The following is a 17012-nucleotide window of genomic DNA, read 5'->3' as shown; positions in this document are numbered from 1 at the left end:
GCCCAGGCTGCCCTTGCGGCTGCTGCGGGCGCATTCAGCAGGCCACGGGCGGCCGCATCGTTCACTTCCAGCGCGTGAGCGCGAGTTCGACGTGATGGGCGCCGTCCGAGAGCGCGAGGGCGTCCTCCTGCACCGTGGCCTGCAGCTGCATGCTGCGCTGCGCGAGCGCGCCGAGCGCACGCACGGCCAGCGCGTCCAGGCGCCAGACCTGCAGCCGGTCGAGCCGCGCGAGCTTGCCTTCGATGCCGCGCCACCAGACCTCGGCGGCCGGTGCAAACGCATAGACGACGACCGCATCGGCTTTTTGGCAGGCCTTGACGAGCGGCTTGTCCTCGGGCTGGCCGACCTCGATCCACAGGCGCTTGCGGCCGGTGAAGTCCGTCAGCGACACATCGGGGTCGTCCGGGTCGGAGAGCCCCGCGCCAAAAGCCAGCGTGCCGTCGCCGTGGCTCAGCGCCTGCAGCTGCCAGGCGTTGAGCGCGAGCGCGGCCAGCCGCACCATCATGCGCTCGTCGGTTTCGCTCGGGTGCCGCGCCAGTGTCAGCGCATGGTCGGCGTAGTAGCCGTGGTCGATGTCGGCCACGGCGACCTGCGCCTTGAAGATGGTGGATTTGAGCGCCATGGCAGACTCGCCGGTTCAAAAAAAGGAGCAACAACCCACCGGATGGCGCTGGGGTACTGCGAAATTAGTCAGAAAAACAGCCGGGCGAGGCCGTCCTGGCCCGCGCTGGCGCCGCGGTCGCTCGCTCAGCCTCTCAGACCCGCCGCGCCAGCTCGGCCGCCTTGCCCACGTAGCGCGCGGGCGTGAGCGCGAGCAGCCGCGCCTTCTCGGCCTCGGGAATGTCGAGCGAGCGGATCAGCGCGTGCAGTGCCTCGGCCGTGACGGTCTTGCCGCGGGTGACTTCCTTGAGCTTTTCGTAGGCGCCCGGCACACCGAAGCGGCGCATGACCGTCTGGATGGGCTCGGCGAGCACCTCCCACGAGGCGTCGAGGTCGGCCGCCAGCGCCTCCTCGTTGAGTTCGAGCTTGTTCAGGCCGGTGAGCAGCGACTGGTAGGCCAGCACCGCATAGCCCAGCGCCACGCCCATGTTGCGCAGCACCGTGGAGTCGGTCAGGTCGCGCTGCCAGCGCGAGATGGGCAGCTTCTCGGAGAGGTGGCGCAGCAAGGCGTTGGCCAGTCCGAGATTGCCCTCGGCATTCTCGAAGTCGATCGGGTTGACCTTGTGCGGCATGGTCGAGGAGCCGATTTCGCCCGCTTTGAGCTTTTGCTTGAAGTAGCCCAGGCTCACATAGCCCCAGATGTCGCGCGCGAGGTCGATCAGGATGGTGTCGGCGCGCGCCACGGCATCGAACAGCTCGGCCATGTAGTCGTGCGGCTCGATCTGGATGCTGTAGGGCTGGAAGTTCAGCCCCAGGCCCAGCGGCTCGGGGGTTTCGACCACCTTGCGGCTGAACGCCTCCCAGTCGAAGTCCGGCCAGGCCGCCAGGTGCGCGTTGTAGTTGCCCACGGCGCCGTTCATCTTGGCGAGGATCTTCACGCCGGCAATGCGCTCGATCGCCGCGTGCAGCCGCACCGCCACGTTCGCCAGCTCCTTGCCGACGGTGGTGGGACTGGCCGTTTGGCCGTGGGTGCGGCTGAGCATGGGCACTTCGGCGTAGGCATGCGCCAGCTCGCGCAGCTTGAACAGGATGCGGTCGAGCGCAGGCAGCAGCACCAGATCGCGCGCGCAGCGCAACTGCAGCGCATGCGCGGTGTTGTTGATGTCCTCGCTGGTGCAGGCGAAATGCACGAACTCCGCGGCGCGCTCGAGCTCGGGGCGGGCCTCGAACTTGGACTTGAGCCAATATTCGACCGCCTTGACGTCATGGTTGGTGGTCTTCTCGATCTCCTTGATCGCCAGCGCATCGGCGGTCGAAAAATTCTTCACCAGGCCCAGCAGATAGGTGCGCGCGCCGGGCGAGAGTGGCTTGAACTCGGCGAACCCGGCGTCGGACAGCGCAATGAACCACGCCACTTCGACCTGAACGCGGCGGTGCATATAGCCCTGCTCGCTCATGAGGGGGCGCAGGGCAGAGAGCTTTTCGGCATAGCGGCCGTCGAGCGGCGACAGGGCGGTCACGGGTTCGAGATTCATGGGCCCAATTGTAGGCACCGCCGCCCTCGACCCCGGCGGCGCGCGCCCCGTCAGCCCGGCGCAGGTTCGCTGGCTAGAATGGACCGGCCGAACGCAGCAGCCCTGCCGCAGCCAACCCCAGCGACCGAACGAAGCGAGCGACATGAAACTCATCGGATCCCTCACCAGCCCCTACGTCCGTAAGGTGCGTATCGTCATGGCGGAGAAAAAACTGGACTATCAGCTCGTCACCGAGGATGTCTGGTCGGCCGAGACGCACATCCACGACTACAACCCGCTGGGCAAAGTGCCCTGCCTCGTCATGGAAGGGGGTGAGGCCGTATTCGATTCGCGCGTCATCGTCGAATACCTCGACACGCTCTCGCCCGTCGGCAAGCTCATTCCGCCCAATGGCCGCGAGCGCGCCGAAGTCAAGACCTGGGAGGCGCTGGCCGACGGGCTGCTCGACGCCGCCATCCTCGCGCGCCTCGAAGCCACCTGGCCCGGCCGCACCGACGCGCAGCGCAGCGCCGCATGGATCGAGCGCCAGCTGGGCAAGGTCCGCGCGGCGCTCAAGGCCATGAGCCTGGGGCTCGGGGACAAGCCCTACTGCAGCGGGGTGCACTTGAGCCTGTCGGACATCGCGGCCGGCTGTGCGCTCGGCTACCTGGATTTCCGCTTCCCGGAAATGACCTGGCGCTCAGACTATCCCAACCTGCACAAGCTCTACGACAAGCTCATGCAGCGGCCGAGTTTCATCGATACCCGCCCGCCGTGCTGATGAGGTATGCCCTAGGGCAACGCTGAATAAGTCCCCGTGATGGCGCGCGCCTGGCCGCGGGATGGGATGCGAGGCGCAAACCGCAGCCATAGCTGCAGCTATGGCGAGGATTTGCAACGACGCAGACCGCCCGCAGCCGGGATGCGCGACGCGCGTGGGACTTGTTCAGCGTTGCCCTAAGCCGCCTGCGTGGGCACGCGCGGCGCCAAGGCGCACATCAGTTCGTAGCCGACCGTGCCCGCGGCGGCAGCCACTTCGTCGATCGGCAGCCAGGTGCCGCGGCTCGACCGTCCCCAGAGCGTGACTTCACTGCCCAGGCCTGCCTCGGGCACGGGGCCGAGGTCGATGGCCAGCATGTCCATGCTGACCCGACCGACCGTGCGGCAGCGGACCCCGTCTACCAGCACCGGCGTTCCGGTCGGGCACAGGCGCGGATAGCCGTCCGCGTAGCCGCAGGCGGCAATGCCGATGCGCATGGGCTGGGGTGCGGTGAAGGTCGAGCCATAGCCCACGCTGTCGCCCGCCACGAGGTCTTGCGTGGCAATCAGGCGCGTGGCGAGCGTCATCGTCGGTTGCAGGCCCCAATGGACGATGCCGTGCTCGGGATGATCCGGCGCGCTTCCATAAACCGCGATCCCCGGGCGCACCCAGTCGGCCACCACCGCAAGGCGCCCCGCATGGGTGACGAGTGCGTCGCCCGAATGGCGCAGCAGCGCCGCGCTGTTCGATAGGCTGCGCTCGCCGGGCAGGTCGGCCGTGACGGCGGCGAAGACCGCGATTTGCTCAGCGATGCCGCGCGGGCCGTCAGCATCGCTGAAATGCGTCATGAGCGTGATTTCCTCGACCTGGGGCAGCGCGTTAAGGCGTGTCCAGGCCCCGCGGTAGCGCGCGGGTTTGAACCCGAGGCGGTTCATGCCGGAATTCATTTTCAAAAACACCCGGTGCGGGCGCTGCGTCTTGTGCATCGCCAGCATGTCGATCTGGGCCTCGCAGTGCACGACATGCCAGAGGTCCAGGCGCGAGCACAGCTCCAGATCGCGCGGCTCGAACACCCCTTCGAGCAGCAAGATGGGGCCGCGCCACCCCAAAGCGCGCACCCGCTCGGCCTCGTCGAGGTCGAGCAAGGCAAAGCCGTCGGCGGCGCGTAGCCCTTCGTAGACGCGCTCGATTCCATGGCCGTAGGCGTTGGCTTTGACGACGGCCCAGACGCGGGCGTCGCCGGCTGCGAGGCGTGCGCGTGCGAAGTTGTGCCGCAGGGCTTCGGTGTGAATGGTGGCTGAGATGGGGCGTGGCATGGCGTACGGATTTTGGCACCGCGCGCGGGGCGATCGATTCGGGGTGCGTGATATAACCCGGCGTCGTTTTCCGGCAGACGCAGGGCCTCCAGCCCAGGGCGCATCTGTCCTCACCCCCGATCGATGCAGGCATCAGCGCCGCTGGTGCGCAGGACGCAGGAGCTCATGAAGCGCGGCTTTTACACCATCATGGCGGCGCAGTTTTTCAGTTCGCTGGCGGACAACGCTTTGTTCGTTGCGGCCGTGGAACTGCTCAAGACCAGCGGCGGAGCCGAGTGGCAACGCGCGGCCCTGGTGCCGATGTTTGCGCTCTTCTACGTCATTCTTGCGCCCTTCGTGGGTGCCTTCGCCGACGCGCGCCCCAAAGGCCAGGTCATGTTTCTCAGCAACGGGGTCAAGGTCCTCGGTTGCCTGATGATGCTGTTTGGCTCGCACCCTTTGCTGGCCTATGCGGTCGTGGGCTTGGGCGCTGCAGCCTATTCCCCGGCGAAGTACGGCATCTTGACCGAGTTGCTGCCGGCATCCCAGCTCGTCAAGGCCAACGGCTGGATCGAGGGCCTGACGATTGCTTCGATCATCCTCGGCGTGCTGGTCGGCGGCCAACTCGTCGGGCCGCACATCTCGGGGCTGCTGCTGCGCGTGGACCTGCCGCTGATCGACACCGGAATCGACACGCCCGCGCAGGCCGCGATCGCGGTGCTCATCGGCTTTTACGCCTTGGCCGCCTGGTTCAACACGCGCATCCCCCGCACGGGCGTGGCCATGCGTCCCATGCCGCAGCGCAGCTTGATGTTGCTGCCCGATTTCTGGCGTTGCAACCTGCTGTTGTGGCGCGACAAGCTCGGCCAGATTTCGCTGGCGACGACCACGCTGTTTTGGGGCGTCTCGGGCAACCTGCGCTACATCGTGCTGGCCTGGGCTGCTGCGGCGCTCGGCTACGGCACGACCCAAGCCTCGGCACTCGTCGGTGTGGTGGCCATCGGCACGGCGGTCGGCGCCGTGGCCGCTTCGCTGCGTTGCCGGCTGGAGATGGCGCCGCGGGTCATGCCTTTGGGCATCCTGATGGGCGTGCTCGTGATTGCGATGAACTTCATCACGAATGTCTGGGTGGCGGTGCCCTTCTTGATCGTGCTGGGCGGCTTGGGCGGCTTCATGGTGGTTCCGATGAATGCTTTGCTGCAGCACCGTGGACACAACCTCATGGGCGCGGGCCGCTCGATCGCCGTGCAAAACTTCAACGAGCAGGCGGCGATCCTGGGCATGGGGGCGCTCTATAGCCTGTTCACCGGGCTGGGTCTTTCGGCGTTCGGCGCCATCACCGGCTTTGGGCTGGTGGTCGCCGGCAACATGTGGCTCATCTACCGCTGGCACGCGCGCAATCTCCGTGAACACCCCGAGGAGGTGGCGCGCCTGATGGCCATGGCTCGCTGCGACAAACTTCATGGATGAACGCGGCCGCGCGGCCGCGGCGCTGCTGTTCAACGCGCTCGTCTGGGGGCTTTCGTGGCTGCCGTTCCGGACCCTGTATGAACGGGGCTGGCATCCATTGGCCGCCACGGCGCTCGTTTATGGCGCCATCGTTGCGGGCTTGCTGCTCTGGCGGCCCGGCCTGCTCGCGGGCTTGGTCCGCAACCGCTCGCTGGGGTGGCTGGCGCTCGCGTCTGGCCTGACCAACGCCTGTTTCAACTGGGCGGTGACGGTGGGCGACGTGGTTCGCGTCGTGTTGCTGTTCTATCTCATGCCGGCATGGTCGATTCTGTTCGCTTGGTGGCTGCTGGGGGAGAGGCCGGACCGATGGGCGCTGGCCCGCCTGCTGCTGGCCCTGGCGGGCGTGGTGCTCGTCTTGAAGCCGCCCGAAGCACCATGGCCTCTGCCGTCGAGTCTGTCGGATGTGCTGGCCATTCTGGGCGGCGCGAGCTTTGCTTTGACCAACGTCTTGTTGCTGCGCTGGCGCTCGCAGCCCGACGACTTGCGGGCGTTTTCGATGTTTTTCGGCGGAACGCTCGTGGCCGCGCTGTCGGCGGCAGCGCTCGGCTCAGCGGTGGTTCCTGCGTCGTTCGAGGGCGTGCGTGCCGCTGCACCATGGGCCCTGGCCTTGGGGGTGGGCCTGCTCGCAGGCAATGCGGCGTTGCAATACGGTGCCGCGCGGCTGCCGGCGCAAGCCACGGCGCTCATCATGCTCTCGGAAGTGGTGTTTGCGAGCGCTTCGGCCCTCTGGCTCCATGCAGCCGCTTGGGAGGCGCGAACCTTGCTGGGCGGGGCGCTCGTGCTGGCCGCCGCGGTGGCCGCATGGGTGCGGCCTCGGGCGGTTTGAGTCTTGCCTTAGGTTCAACGGGCTGCAGCCGCCGCTTTGAGCCAGCGTTTAAGCTGCGGCAAATCACCCGGCAGCGCCAGCCAGGCGTCGCAGCCCATGGCGCGCGCGAGCCAAGCCCGCAGCGGTGCGCGCCGATCGGAAAACACCAGGAGCGGCATCGTCGCCCGGGATGAGCCCCGGCGCAGCTGACGGCACAGGCCGAAAACGCGGCTCCCGAAAAAGGCTTCATCGAGCAGGAGGGCCTCTGGTCCACCCTGGTCGATCTGGTGCTGCAAGGCCACGCCATCACCGGCGACGCACACGGCATAACCGGCCCGCTCGAGGCTCTTGGCGAGCGCGCTTTGCGCGAGACGGGCGGCTCCGCCGAACACGATGCGGCGCCGGGTCGGCTCGGCAGTGGCGGGTTCGGGGGCTGTATCCGCGGTTGCCGTCTGCGCGAGTTCGGGTAGCGTGAGGCGGATCGGGCCCGCCCGGGCGGGCGTGCCAGCGGGCGCGGCTTGAGCCTCGCGCCACAGGAGCAGGCTGGCTTCGTCGATGCGGTCGGCCGAGACGCTCGCTGCTGGGGCGGACGGGTTCGGCTCGATCGCGTCGACCTCGGAGGGCGAGAACGGGCGCGTCGCTGGAAAGCCCGATTCCGGCGCGCGCGTGTCGGTGGCTGGTTCTCCCGAGTGGGACAAGGGGGCGAAGGGCTGCGTGGCCAGGAAGGCGCGCTGAGAGCCCGAGTCGGCGTGCCCGGCGGACGGGGGCTCGGGCAACTCATCCCAAAGGGTGATGGCGCGGGTTTCTTCGGTGCGCAGTTCCGCTTGCGCATCCGCGGGCCCGAATTCTTTCAGCACCGCCTCGAGGCTTTCGATCGTCAGGGGGCGACGCAGAACCGGCCAGCGGCCGTGCGGCGTCCCGCCGATCAGCAGGACGGATTGGAGGGCGTGGAGTTCGCGCTCGACCGAGTGCAGCGTGGCTGGATCGTCGCCGTTGACCACGATCAGGTCGGCTTCGGCCAGGCTCGGTGCCAGCGCAAAGGCCCGGTTGTGGTGCATCAGCGCGATGAGGGGTAGGCGGTCGATGGGGGCAAGGCCGACGAGGGCCAGACGGGTGGGATCCATGCGACTCATTATTCGCATGGGCCAAGGCTTGTCCAGGGTCATTGCGCGGTTTGCCGTCCAAGCCAGCGCACTTTCGTGAACAATCTCCCGAATCAGCGCTCAGGCCAGGCCGAACTCGTCGCCCGAGGAGCGGCAAGCGGCGGTTCAGCGTTGCCCTCAACCCCACAGGAAAGGCTCATCGACATGACGAAGCTGACGGATTTCGAGGTCGAATCGATCAACGGAGAACGCATCCCTCTCTCCCGCTACGCGGGTCAAGTGGTGTTGGTCGTCAATACGGCCAGCGCTTGTGGATTCACGCCGCAGTTCGCAGGACTGCAGCGGCTCTACGAAAAATATGGTCCCAAGGGCTTCGTGGTGCTGGGTTTTCCCTGCAACCAATTTGGCGGACAGGACCCGGGTTCGGCCGAGGAAATCGCGACCTTTTGCACGCGCAACTTTGGCGTGACCTTTCCGATGATGGCCAAGGTCGAGGTCAATGGGCCGAACGCGCATCCGCTGTTCGAATGGCTCAAGGAGCAGGCCCCTGGTTTGCTTGGAAGCCGCGCGATCAAGTGGAACTTCACGAAGTTCCTGGTCGGCAAAGACGGGCAGGTGATCCGGCGCTACGCGCCGACCGACGCGCCCGAGACGCTGGAGCGCGACATCGAGGCGGCTTTGGCTGCGTGAGGCGCGCGGCGCTTATTCAGCGTTGGCTGTGCGCTGCTGACGGCGTTGCCGGGCGCGGCTGATGGTGGTGCCCGCCTCGTCGAGCGTCAGTCCGTACATGTCGGCAAAGTCGGCGAGGGTGGCGGCGCTGGCTTCGAAGGCGCGCAGCAGCGCCTCGTCCCGGGCCGCTCGCTGACTGACTTCGGCCAAGGCGGCTTCGAGGGCCGCCTGTTCGGCCTCCGACTTTCCACGCAGTTCGTCCCAGCCCTCGAGGGTGGTCCGCCCCGAAGCTTCGATGATCTCGACGAGCTGACGATGAAGTTTGGCCGTCGCATCACCTTCGGGCTCGCGTCCGGTGGCGCGTCGCACGCACTCGAGCAGCGCATGGATCTGATGTTCCGGTGCGGTCGCCTCGGCAAAGCTGCCATCGAGGTCGAGGCGCGGCGCCCCCGAAGCGACGGCCCGCAGGTAGCGCGTGCTGCGCGTGTGCAGCGCGAGCGCCGCTTTGAGTTCGGGTGCGGAGAGCTCCGGGTGCAGGCGCATCAGGTCGTGAAAGATCCCCCGCTTGAGCGGCCGGGCCACCGGCCCGAAGACGGCCGGGTGCCACGCAGCGAGCTGTTCCAGCAGCGGATGACGTCGTGGTGCCGCACCACGCCTGGGCTTGCGCGACCCGCTGCGCGCGGCTGTTGGCGTGCTCGAGACCGGCTCCTGGGCGGTGGACGAGCGGGGCGTGGCAGAAACTTCAGTCATGGGGCGGGTCGTCGTTGCATCGGGGCTGCGATCATGCCAGAAGGTCTGCGTCCGCCCGCGATGCCGGGCGCGCCAGCCATTCGTCGAGGACTTCGACCCAATGCCGCACCGGCACGGGCGCTGCGGCCTGCAGGTGCGTGATGCAGCCGATGTTCGCGCTGACGATGGTCTCGGCCGGCACGGCGGCGAGCCGGGCCAGTTTGCGGTCGCGCAGCTGCAGCGACAGTTCGGGCTGAAGCACGCTGTAGGTTCCCGCCGAGCCACAGCACAGATGCGATTCCGCTGGCAGCTCGACCTGGAAGCCCAGCGCCGTCAAATGCGTCTCGACGCCACCTTTGAGCTGTTGCCCGTGCTGCAGTGTGCAGGGCGGGTGGTAGGCCAAGCGCGGCGCAGCGGCGCGGATACCCGCCACCGCCTGCGGCGCGCGCTCGCTCAGGAGCGCGACCATTTCGGGCAGCAGTTCGGACAAGTCGCGCGTGAGGGCGCTGATGCGCGCGGCGCGCTCCGCGTAGGCCGGGTCGTGCTGTAGGTGATGCCCATATTCCTTGACGGTCACGCCGCAGCCCGAGGCATTCATGACGATGGCTTCGACGCTGCCGGCTTCGACCTGCGGCCACCAGGCATCGATGTTGGCCCGCATGTGCGCGAGGCCTCCTTGTTGGTCGTTGAGGTGGAACTTCACCGCGCCGCAGCAGCCCGCTTCACGCGCGATGAGCGTCTGGATGCCGCAGGCGTCGAGCACGCGCGCGGTGGCGCTGTTGATGTTGGGCTGCATCGCCGGTTGCACACAACCGGCGAGCATCAGCACTTTGCGCGGGTGCTCCCGTGTCGGCCAGGCACCCGCGTCCTGCGGCGCTGGCACCTTGGCCTTGAGCGTTGCGGGCAACAGGCCGCGTACCCGCTGGCCGAGCTTCATCGCTGGGCCAAACAGGGGTGAGGTCAGGCCTTCCTTGAGCGCCCAGCGCAACAGCCGCTCGCCCGTGGGCCGCGGCACCTGTTCTTCCACGATCTGTCGCCCAATGTCGACGAGATGCCCGTATTGCACGCCGCTCGGGCAGGTGCTCTCGCAGTTGCGACAGGTCAGGCAGCGGTCGAGGTGCAGCTGGGTTTTGCGCGTGGGTGCCGCGCCTTCGAGGACTTGCTTGATGAGGTAGATGCGGCCGCGCGGGCCGTCGAGCTCGTCGCCGAGCAACTGGTAGGTCGGGCAGGTCGCGGTGCAGAAGCCGCAATGCACGCATTTGCGCAGGATCGCCTCGGCCTCGCGGCCTTCGGGGGTGGCGGCGTATTGAGGGGCCAGTTGGGTTTGCATGGTGCAGCCTCTCAGACCGGGGCGGCCATCGGTCCAGGGTTGAAGATGCCCGCTGGGTCGAACGCTTCCTTGATGCGGCGGTGGATGCGATCCAGCGGGGGGCTTAGAGGCTCAAAACGCTCATTCGCCAGCACGAATTGGTCTTCTGGTGCTATGGATAGCGTAGCGTGTCCGCCCAGCCGATGGGCGATGTCGCGCAGCGCGCCGCCGGCTTGCAGGGGGGCGAGCACCCAGCGCTGGGCACCGTGCCACTCGATCAGCGCGGGGCCGGCTTGGCCTGGGACGTGCGGCGTCTCGGGTGCGGTTTGGGGCAGCGAGAGCCGCCAAAGCGCAAGAGCGGCATCCCGCTGCGCGAACCAAGCGTGGTTCTGGTCCCGAATCGAGGTCCAGAATTCAGCCGCCACGTCCGGCGCGATGCGTTCGCCGCCGATGCTTCGGCAGGCCGATTCGACGGCGGCACTGGCGCCCCGAAGCCGCAGCCACAACTGCCCATGCCCGCTGGCATCGAGTCGCCAGACGCTGGCGTTGAGCGGCAGCGGCTGCGCGCCCCAACGGTGGAGCTGCTCGAGGGCGTCGGCCTGGGTGAGTTCGAGCGCGAGCGTCGCCTCCGCCGGCGGCGTCGGCAGGACCTTGAGGCTGACCTCGGCCAGGATGCCGAGGCTGCCCCAACTGCCGGCGAGCAGCCGCGAGACGTCATAGCCTGCGACGTTCTTCATCACCGTGCCGCCAAAGCGCAGCAGTTCGCCTTGGCCGTTGATCATCTGCACCCCGAGCACATAGTCGCGCACGGCGCCCACGTTCGCGCGGGCCGGGCCGCTCAAGCCCGCGGCGACCATGCCGCCCACCGTGCCGCTGGGGGCAAAGCGCGGCGGCTCGAACGGCAGGTACTGCCCGCGCTCGGCAAGCGTCGCTTCGACCGTCTCGAGCGGTGTGCCGCCGAGCACGCTCACGACCAGCTCGGTCGGCTCATACGAAACGATGCCGCTCAAAGGGCGCAGGTCGAGTGCGGTTCGTCCGGCCGGCGCGGGCATGCGGCTGGCCTTGGTGCCGCCACCGACGATGGCGAGCGGTGTGCGTCGTGCAGCCGCCTCGCGGACGGCATGGATCAGGTTGTCGAGCTCAGGGTGGACCATGTCGCCTATGGTACGGGGGCGACCGGCGCTGGAGCTGAATTTTTTGAACCGTGGTCGTGCGCCTTTTTGGAATCGATGGCGATGCAGCGAACGAAAAAAGGCCCGCCGAAGCGGGCCAAAACCTTGAGGAGACAACCTGCCGGGAGATCGACAGGCCGCAGCGGGGCAGGGTGCCACTGCGGCCGAGGGGATCAAGGCAACGCTGAACAAGTCCCTCGCGCGTTGCGCATCCCGGCTGCGGGCGGTCTGCGTCGTTACAAATCCTCGCCATAGCTGCGGCTATGACTGCGGTTTGCGCCTCGCATCCCATCCCGCGGCCGCTCGCGCGCCATCGCGGGAACTGATTCAGCGTCGCCTCAACGGTTGTAGGCGGTTTCGCCGTGCGCTGTGATGTCCAGACCCTCGCGCTCCTCTTCTTCCGACACCCGCAGGCCGATGGTGAGGTCCACGATCTTGTAGGCCACGAAGGACACGACGCCGGACCAGACCACGGTCAGCAGCACGGCCTTGGCCTGCGTCCACACCTGACTTGCGATCGAGTAGTCGGCTGCCGTCACGACGGTGCCCGTGACCCAGTCGGCCACAAAGCCGGGGCCGCCGAGCGCCGGGCTGTTGAACACACCGGTGAGCAGAGCACCCAGGATGCCGCAGACCCCATGCACGCCGAACACGTCGAGCGAGTCGTCCGCGCCCAGCAGTTTCTTGAGGCCATTGACGCCCCACAGCCCGGCAAAGCCTGCCAACAGGCCGATGATCAGCGCGCCGCCGATACCGACGTTGCCCGCGGCCGGCGTGATCGCCACGAGGCCTGCGACGGCACCCGAAGCGGCACCCAGCATCGAGGCTTTGCCGCGCATCAGCGCCTCACCCGCGCACCAGGCGAGCACGGCGGCGGCCGTCGCCCCGAAGGTGTTGATGAAAGCCAGTGCCGCGGTGCCGTTGGCTTCCAGGGCGGAGCCAGCGTTGAAGCCGAACCAGCCCACCCACAGCAGCGAGGCGCCCACCATGGTCAGCGTCAGGCTGTGCGGCGCCATCGCCTCTTTGCCGTAGCCCATGCGCTTACCCACCATGAAGGCCCCGACCAGGCCCGCCACCGCGGCGTTGATGTGCACCACGGTGCCGCCCGCAAAGTCGAGCGCACCCCACTGCCAGATCAGGCCCGCCTTGGCATTGAGGCTGTCGACGGCGTCGGCCGCTGTGTAGGCATCCGGCCCCATCCAGAACCAGACCATGTGCGCGATCGGCGCATAGCTGAAGGTGAACCAGATCGCCATGAACAGCAGCACGGCGGAGAACTTCATGCGCTCGGCGAACGAGCCCACGATCAGCGCGCAGGTGATGCCGGCGAAGGTGGCCTGGAATGCAGCGAACACGATTTCCGGAATCACCACGCCCTTGCTGAATGTGGCGGCATTGGCAAATGTGCCCGTGGTGTTGTCCCAGACGCCTTTCATGAACAGCCGGTCGAAGCCGCCGATGTAGGCGCTGCCCTCGGTGAACGCGAGGCTATAGCCGTAGATGAACCACAGCACCACGATCAGCGAGAAGGTGACCATCACCTGCATCAGCACCGACAGCATGTTCTTGCTGCGCACCAGGCCGCCGTAGAACAGCGCCAGGCCGGGCACCGTCATCATGATGACGAGCAGCGTGGCCACCATCATCCAGGCGGTGTCGCCCTTGTTGGGTACGGGCGCGGGTGCCTTGGCTTCGGCTGCGGCTGCCGCGGGTGCGGCCGCAGCGGCGGGGGCTGCAGCGGCAGCCGGCGCATCGGCGGGCTTGGCTTCTGCGGCAGGTGTCTCGGCCGAAGCCGCTGCCACCGGGCTGGCCGGGGCTGCGGGTGTTTGCGCCCAAGCCGTTGCACCGAGCAGCAGACCCAAGCCCAGGGTGAGGGAGGCGAGTAATCGTTTCATGGGAGTGTCCTCAGATCAGGGTTTCAAAGGGCGCCTTCGCCCGTCTCACCGGTGCGGATGCGGATGACCTGCTCGAGCGCGGAGATGAAGATCTTTCCGTCGCCGATGCGGCCGGTGCGTGCCGCACCTTCAATGGCTTCGATGGCGCGGTCGACCAAGGCTTCGGGCACGGCGGCTTCGACCTTGACCTTGGGCAGAAAGTCGACGACGTATTCGGCACCGCGGTAGAGCTCGGTGTGGCCTTTCTGGCGTCCGAAGCCTTTGACTTCGGTGACCGTGATGCCCTGCACGCCGATGCCCGAGAGCGCTTCGCGCACCTCGTCGAGCTTGAAGGGCTTGATGATGGCGATGATGAGTTTCATGGGTCCTCCGGTGGGGGCAGGTCAGAAGCTGTACTTCAGGCCCAGCACCAGGGCGTTGCGGCCCGTGAACTTGCCGCTGGGCGTGAAATAAACCGTCTTGTCGGCGTCGGTGCCCACGGCGGCCACGGTGCCGGTGAGGCCATTGCCGAAATCCTTCGCCAAGGTCAGCGACCAGTCGGTGTACGAACCGGCGCTGAAGTTCTTGATGCGCTGGTGGCCCACGTGCGGGGTGAGCGTCATGCCGTTGCCCAGGTCGACGGCAGCGCTCAGGTCGAGGTAGCCGCTGTTCTTGCTGTTGGGCGTGCCGAACAGGTTGGAGACGCTGTGCGAATACTTGGCCGTGAACATGCCGTAGGTCAGCGCGCCGTAAAGCTCGTCGGTGTTGGCATTCGCGCCGGTGACATCCTTGAGCTTGTTGCTCGGATATTCATAGCGCAGATAGCCCACGTCGAAGCCGAGGTCCTTGGCGATCTCGCCCTTGTAGCCGGCATAGAGGTCGAGTTCCATCGAACCCTTGCTGGCGCCCGCGTCCTTGATCCACTTGATCGTCGAGGCCCAGGCGCCGACGTAGAACCCGCTCTTGTGGCTGAAGTCGATGCCGCCTTGCAGCGCCGGGTCGAGGCGCGACTGCGAGATGCCGCGGTAACGATAGTCCGTCACGACGCCCACGTTGTAGCCGAGCGTGTACTCCGGCGCGGGGGCGGTGGCCTGCGCGAAGGCCGGGGTGGCGGCGAGCAGCGTCGCGGCGGAAGCGAGAACCAGCGGAAGGGTGCGTTGCATCATGATGAACTCCTGAGAGGGGCGTGAAAAAGAAAGGGCTCGCGGTCGTATGAGCACAAGCCGTGCCAGGTCGCAGAAAGCCAACATTCGCGCCCCTATCGGGCGCGATTGGGCTAATATGACTGTATGAATCAACAGTGCGCCTCGATTCGGTGCATCCGCTGGCGATGCGGCGGATGTTTTGCGCCCCAAAACGGGGCCTGCGTCCGATGAGTCTTGCTTTGGTGCAAAGCCGGGCCTTACTCGGCCTCGACGCGGCGGCGGTGACCGTCGAAGTTCATCTGGCCAACGGCTTGCCGAGCTTCACCTTGGTGGGGCTGGCCGATGTCGAGGTCAAGGAAGCGCGGGAGCGGGTGCGTTCAGCCTTGCAGAACGCTGGCCTCGAATTCCCGAACAACAAGCGCATCACGGTGAACCTCGCCCCCGCCGATCTGCCCAAGGACTCGGGCCGTTTCGATCTGCCGATCGCGCTGGGCATCCTCGCCGCCAGCGGCCAGATCGACGCCGCGCGGCTCGCCGGCCATGAATTCGCGGGCGAGCTTTCGCTCTCCGGCGAACTGCGCCCGGTGCGCGGCGCGCTCGCCATGAGCCTGGCGCTGCATCGTCAACAGGTGCCGGCCCGCTTGGTGTTGCCGCCCGGCAGCGCCGAGGAGGCCGCCCTGGTGCCCGGCGCCGAGGTGTTCCGCGCGCGGCACCTGCTCGACGTGGTACGCCGCTTCCGTCCTGCGGACGCCCAGTCCCATGCCGAAGGCACAGACCCCGCCGCGCCCGAAGCGGCCGAGGGCTGGTGCCGCGTGCAGGCCAGCCCCGCGGTGGCGGCTGCAGCCTACCTCGACCTGGCTGACGTCAAGGGCCAAGCGGCGGCACGGCGTGCATTGGAGATCGCCGCAGCCGGTGGCCACAGCGTGTTGCTGGTTGGGCCGCCAGGCTCGGGCAAGTCCATGCTGGCACAGCGCTTTGCCGGCTTGCTGCCCCCCATGACGGTCGACGAAGCGCTCGAGAGTGCGGCCGTGCTCAGTTTGGCCGGACGCTTCGCGCTCGAGCGTTGGGGGCAGCGGCCCACTGCGGCGCCGCACCATACCGCGAGCGCGGTGGCGCTGGTGGGTGGTGGCTCGCCGCCACGCCCTGGGGAGATTTCACTCGCGCACCAGGGGGTGTTGTTTCTCGATGAGTTGCCGGAATTTCCGCGCGCCGCCCTCGAAGCGCTGCGCGAGCCGCTGGAGACCGGGCAGATCCGCATCGCACGCGCGGCCCGCCGCGCTGAGTTTCCCGCGCGCTTTCAGCTGATCGCGGCCATGAACCCTTGCCCCTGCGGCTGGCTCGGGTCGAGCGTGCGCCATTGCCGCTGCACCCCCGACCAAGTCGCGCGATACCAGGGCAAGCTCAGCGGCCCGCTGCTCGACCGCATCGACCTGCACGTGGAAGTGCCCGCGCTGCCGGCCGACGAATTGCTCGCCGCGCCTGCGGGCGAGCCGAGCGCCGTGGTGCGCACGCGCTGCATCGCCGCGCAGCAGCGCGCCCTCGAGCGCCAGGGCAAACGCAATCAGGCTTTGCAGGGGCAGGAGCTCGACACACACCTGCGGCTCGACGCCGCAGCGGCCAAGTTCCTCAACACGGCGGCGGCCCGGCTGGGCTGGAGCGCCCGCTCCGTCCACCGCGCCCTCAAGGTGGCCCGCACCATTGCCGACCTGGCGGGCAGCGAGTCCACCCAGGTCGCCCATGTGGCCGAGGCCATGCAACTGCGGCGCGCGCTGCGCGCCGCGTCTTAGGACAACGCTGAATCAGTCCTTCGCGCGCCATCGCAGGAACTCATTCAGCGTTGTCTTAAATTCAATAGGGGCGCAAATGCGGGCCGTCGAGCCGCACGGTTTGCCCGGGTTGCCAAGGCGGCGGATCGGCCGTTTCGTAACGGCGCAGGGTGCCGTCGCGCATCCGCACCGTCGTCACCCAGACCGTGCGTGCCGTCACATTCTTTTCGACTTCTTTGCCGACGTAGGCGCCACCGATTGCGCCGCCGATGGTCGCGAGCGTCTTGCCGGTTCCGCCGCCGATCTGATTGCCGAGTAAGCCACCGATGACGGCACCGCCCGCGACCCCGGCGAGGCCGCCTTCGCCTTTACGGCGCTCTTGATGCACCTCTTGCACGACGCCGCAATGCGGGCAGGCCGCTGGGGTGGCGTGCGGCGGTGCAGCCCAAGTCAGGGACAGAGGCGCGAGCGCCATCGAGCCGACAAAGCCGATCGAGAGTGCGACGAGCAGGCGGGGCAGAGGCTGGCGGTTCCAGGTGTTCATGGGTTTCAGGGCGTGTTGGGGTTCATCCGTTGGCGGCATCGCGGTGTCGCGGCAGGGCGGCGGGCCAGGGTCTGCCTCGACCTTCCTGCGCGCCGGACCGTGAGCTTGCGAGACGCCCCTGGTTTGTGTCTCCGACCGACCGCGCCAGCGCCGTAAACATCGGTAAGAGCTGTGATCGACGCCGAGGCGTTGGGGCAACGCTAAAAAAGTTGGCCGCG

The 17012-nt window shown here is 67.6% G+C and carries 16 protein-coding genes; 5 read left to right on the top strand and 11 right to left on the bottom strand.

Annotated elements, in window-relative coordinates; genetic code table 11:
• Positions 1-61: 61 nt before the first annotated feature.
• Positions 62-622 (bottom strand): YaeQ family protein, encoded by a 561-nt coding sequence (locus EDC62_RS00140; RefSeq protein ID WP_124219154.1) that lies wholly within the window; start codon positions 620-622, stop codon positions 62-64.
• A gap of 133 nt (positions 623-755) precedes the next feature.
• Positions 756-2135 carry an adenylosuccinate lyase gene (gene purB / locus EDC62_RS00135; protein ID WP_124219152.1) on the bottom strand — a complete coding sequence of 460 codons (1380 nt, stop codon included), beginning with the start codon at positions 2133-2135 and terminating at the stop codon, positions 756-758.
• Positions 2136-2277: 142 nt separating this feature from the next.
• Between purB and EDC62_RS00130 the strand changes: the two genes are divergently transcribed.
• A complete protein-coding gene (locus EDC62_RS00130; protein WP_124219150.1) occupies positions 2278-2895 on the top strand; it encodes a glutathione S-transferase C-terminal domain-containing protein in 618 nt (205 codons plus the stop codon).
• Between the two features lie 176 nt (positions 2896-3071).
• Here the strand turns inward: EDC62_RS00130 and alr are convergent, their stop codons facing one another.
• Positions 3072-4190 carry an alanine racemase gene (gene alr, locus EDC62_RS00125; protein ID WP_124219148.1) on the bottom strand — a complete coding sequence of 373 codons (1119 nt, stop codon included), beginning with the start codon at positions 4188-4190 and terminating at the stop codon, positions 3072-3074.
• Between the two features lie 165 nt (positions 4191-4355).
• Between alr and lplT the strand changes: the two genes are divergently transcribed.
• Together lplT and EDC62_RS00115 are read left to right on the top strand one after the other, a co-directional pair.
• Positions 4356-5639, top strand: coding sequence for a lysophospholipid transporter LplT (gene lplT, locus EDC62_RS00120; RefSeq protein WP_124219146.1), 1284 nt, complete (start codon positions 4356-4358; stop codon positions 5637-5639).
• On the top strand, positions 5632-6504 hold the full coding sequence (locus EDC62_RS00115; RefSeq protein ID WP_124219144.1) for an EamA family transporter: 873 nt from the start codon (positions 5632-5634) through the stop codon (positions 6502-6504). The genes lplT and EDC62_RS00115 overlap by 8 nt, the downstream gene beginning before the upstream one ends.
• Before the next feature lie 14 nt (positions 6505-6518).
• Here the strand turns inward: EDC62_RS00115 and EDC62_RS00110 are convergent, their stop codons facing one another.
• Positions 6519-7607: a response regulator gene (locus EDC62_RS00110; RefSeq protein ID WP_124219142.1), complete on the bottom strand. Its 1089-nt coding sequence runs from the start codon at positions 7605-7607 to the stop codon at positions 6519-6521.
• Between the two features lie 183 nt (positions 7608-7790).
• Here EDC62_RS00110 and EDC62_RS00105 point away from each other — a divergent pair, with 183 nt between their 5' ends.
• Positions 7791-8276 carry a glutathione peroxidase gene (locus EDC62_RS00105; protein WP_124219140.1) on the top strand — a complete coding sequence of 162 codons (486 nt, stop codon included), beginning with the start codon at positions 7791-7793 and terminating at the stop codon, positions 8274-8276.
• Positions 8277-8288: 12 nt separating this feature from the next.
• Here EDC62_RS00105 and EDC62_RS00100 read toward each other — a convergent pair whose 3' ends face one another.
• The 6 genes from EDC62_RS00100 to EDC62_RS00075 all read right to left on the bottom strand — a co-directional run bounded on the left by EDC62_RS00100 (position 8289) and on the right by EDC62_RS00075 (position 14505).
• A complete protein-coding gene (locus EDC62_RS00100) occupies positions 8289-9005 on the bottom strand; it encodes a ProQ/FinO family protein (protein WP_124219138.1) in 717 nt (238 codons plus the stop codon).
• A gap of 31 nt (positions 9006-9036) precedes the next feature.
• Complete coding sequence (glcF, locus tag EDC62_RS00095; protein ID WP_124219136.1) at positions 9037-10314, bottom strand: glycolate oxidase subunit GlcF; 1278 nt, start codon at positions 10312-10314, stop codon at positions 9037-9039.
• Between the two features lie 11 nt (positions 10315-10325).
• The gene (gene glcE / locus EDC62_RS00090) at positions 10326-11447 is read right to left on the bottom strand and encodes a glycolate oxidase subunit GlcE (protein ID WP_124219134.1); all 1122 of its coding nucleotides are present in this window, start codon (positions 11445-11447) and stop codon (positions 10326-10328) included.
• Positions 11448-11803: 356 nt separating this feature from the next.
• Entirely contained in the window at positions 11804-13360 is a 1557-nt protein-coding gene (locus EDC62_RS00085) for an ammonium transporter (RefSeq protein ID WP_124219132.1), read from the bottom strand.
• A 23-nt stretch (positions 13361-13383) separates the two neighbouring features.
• Positions 13384-13722, bottom strand: coding sequence for a P-II family nitrogen regulator (locus tag EDC62_RS00080; protein WP_124219130.1), 339 nt, complete (start codon positions 13720-13722; stop codon positions 13384-13386).
• A gap of 21 nt (positions 13723-13743) precedes the next feature.
• Positions 13744-14505, bottom strand: coding sequence for a TorF family putative porin (locus EDC62_RS00075; RefSeq protein ID WP_124219129.1), 762 nt, complete (start codon positions 14503-14505; stop codon positions 13744-13746).
• 206 nt (positions 14506-14711) lie between these two features.
• Here EDC62_RS00075 and EDC62_RS00070 point away from each other — a divergent pair, with 206 nt between their 5' ends.
• Complete coding sequence (locus EDC62_RS00070; RefSeq protein ID WP_124219126.1) at positions 14712-16271, top strand: YifB family Mg chelatase-like AAA ATPase; 1560 nt, start codon at positions 14712-14714, stop codon at positions 16269-16271.
• A gap of 61 nt (positions 16272-16332) precedes the next feature.
• On the opposite strand, the gene EDC62_RS13200 is transcribed toward EDC62_RS00070, so the two are convergent.
• Entirely contained in the window at positions 16333-16794 is a 462-nt protein-coding gene (locus EDC62_RS13200) for an outer membrane lipoprotein (RefSeq protein WP_281273771.1), read from the bottom strand.
• Between the last annotated feature and the right edge of the window lie 218 nt (positions 16795-17012).

The sequence above is a fragment of the Tibeticola sediminis genome (assembly GCF_003843835.1).
In the GTDB taxonomy this organism is placed as follows: domain Bacteria; phylum Pseudomonadota; class Gammaproteobacteria; order Burkholderiales; family Burkholderiaceae_C; genus Tibeticola; species Tibeticola sediminis.
The sequence above is the reverse complement of the archived record's forward strand: the minus strand, read 5'-3'. Positions and strand labels throughout refer to the sequence as shown.

Excerpts from the sequence above, each read along its gene's own strand:
- purB (WP_124219152.1), bottom strand. The coding sequence starts at position 2,135 with ATGAATCTCGAACCCGTGACCGCCCTGTCGCCGCTCGACGGCCGCTAT.
- EDC62_RS00075 (WP_124219129.1), bottom strand. The coding sequence starts at position 14,505 with ATGATGCAACGCACCCTTCCGCTGGTTCTCGCTTCCGCCGCGACGCTG.
- glcE (WP_124219134.1), bottom strand. The coding sequence starts at position 11,447 with ATGGTCCACCCTGAGCTCGACAACCTGATCCATGCCGTCCGCGAGGCG.
- EDC62_RS00080 (WP_124219130.1), bottom strand. The coding sequence starts at position 13,722 with ATGAAACTCATCATCGCCATCATCAAGCCCTTCAAGCTCGACGAGGTG.
- EDC62_RS00115 (WP_124219144.1), top strand. The coding sequence starts at position 5,632 with ATGGATGAACGCGGCCGCGCGGCCGCGGCGCTGCTGTTCAACGCGCTC.
- glcF (WP_124219136.1), bottom strand. The coding sequence starts at position 10,314 with ATGCAAACCCAACTGGCCCCTCAATACGCCGCCACCCCCGAAGGCCGC.
- alr (WP_124219148.1), bottom strand. The coding sequence starts at position 4,190 with ATGCCACGCCCCATCTCAGCCACCATTCACACCGAAGCCCTGCGGCAC.
- EDC62_RS00100 (WP_124219138.1), bottom strand. The coding sequence starts at position 9,005 with ATGACTGAAGTTTCTGCCACGCCCCGCTCGTCCACCGCCCAGGAGCCG.
- lplT (WP_124219146.1), top strand. The coding sequence starts at position 4,356 with ATGAAGCGCGGCTTTTACACCATCATGGCGGCGCAGTTTTTCAGTTCG.
- EDC62_RS00070 (WP_124219126.1), top strand. The coding sequence starts at position 14,712 with ATGAGTCTTGCTTTGGTGCAAAGCCGGGCCTTACTCGGCCTCGACGCG.
- EDC62_RS00105 (WP_124219140.1), top strand. The coding sequence starts at position 7,791 with ATGACGAAGCTGACGGATTTCGAGGTCGAATCGATCAACGGAGAACGC.
- EDC62_RS00140 (WP_124219154.1), bottom strand. The coding sequence starts at position 622 with ATGGCGCTCAAATCCACCATCTTCAAGGCGCAGGTCGCCGTGGCCGAC.
- EDC62_RS00110 (WP_124219142.1), bottom strand. The coding sequence starts at position 7,607 with ATGGATCCCACCCGTCTGGCCCTCGTCGGCCTTGCCCCCATCGACCGC.
- EDC62_RS00130 (WP_124219150.1), top strand. The coding sequence starts at position 2,278 with ATGAAACTCATCGGATCCCTCACCAGCCCCTACGTCCGTAAGGTGCGT.
- EDC62_RS13200 (WP_281273771.1), bottom strand. The coding sequence starts at position 16,794 with ATGAACACCTGGAACCGCCAGCCTCTGCCCCGCCTGCTCGTCGCACTC.
- EDC62_RS00085 (WP_124219132.1), bottom strand. The coding sequence starts at position 13,360 with ATGAAACGATTACTCGCCTCCCTCACCCTGGGCTTGGGTCTGCTGCTC.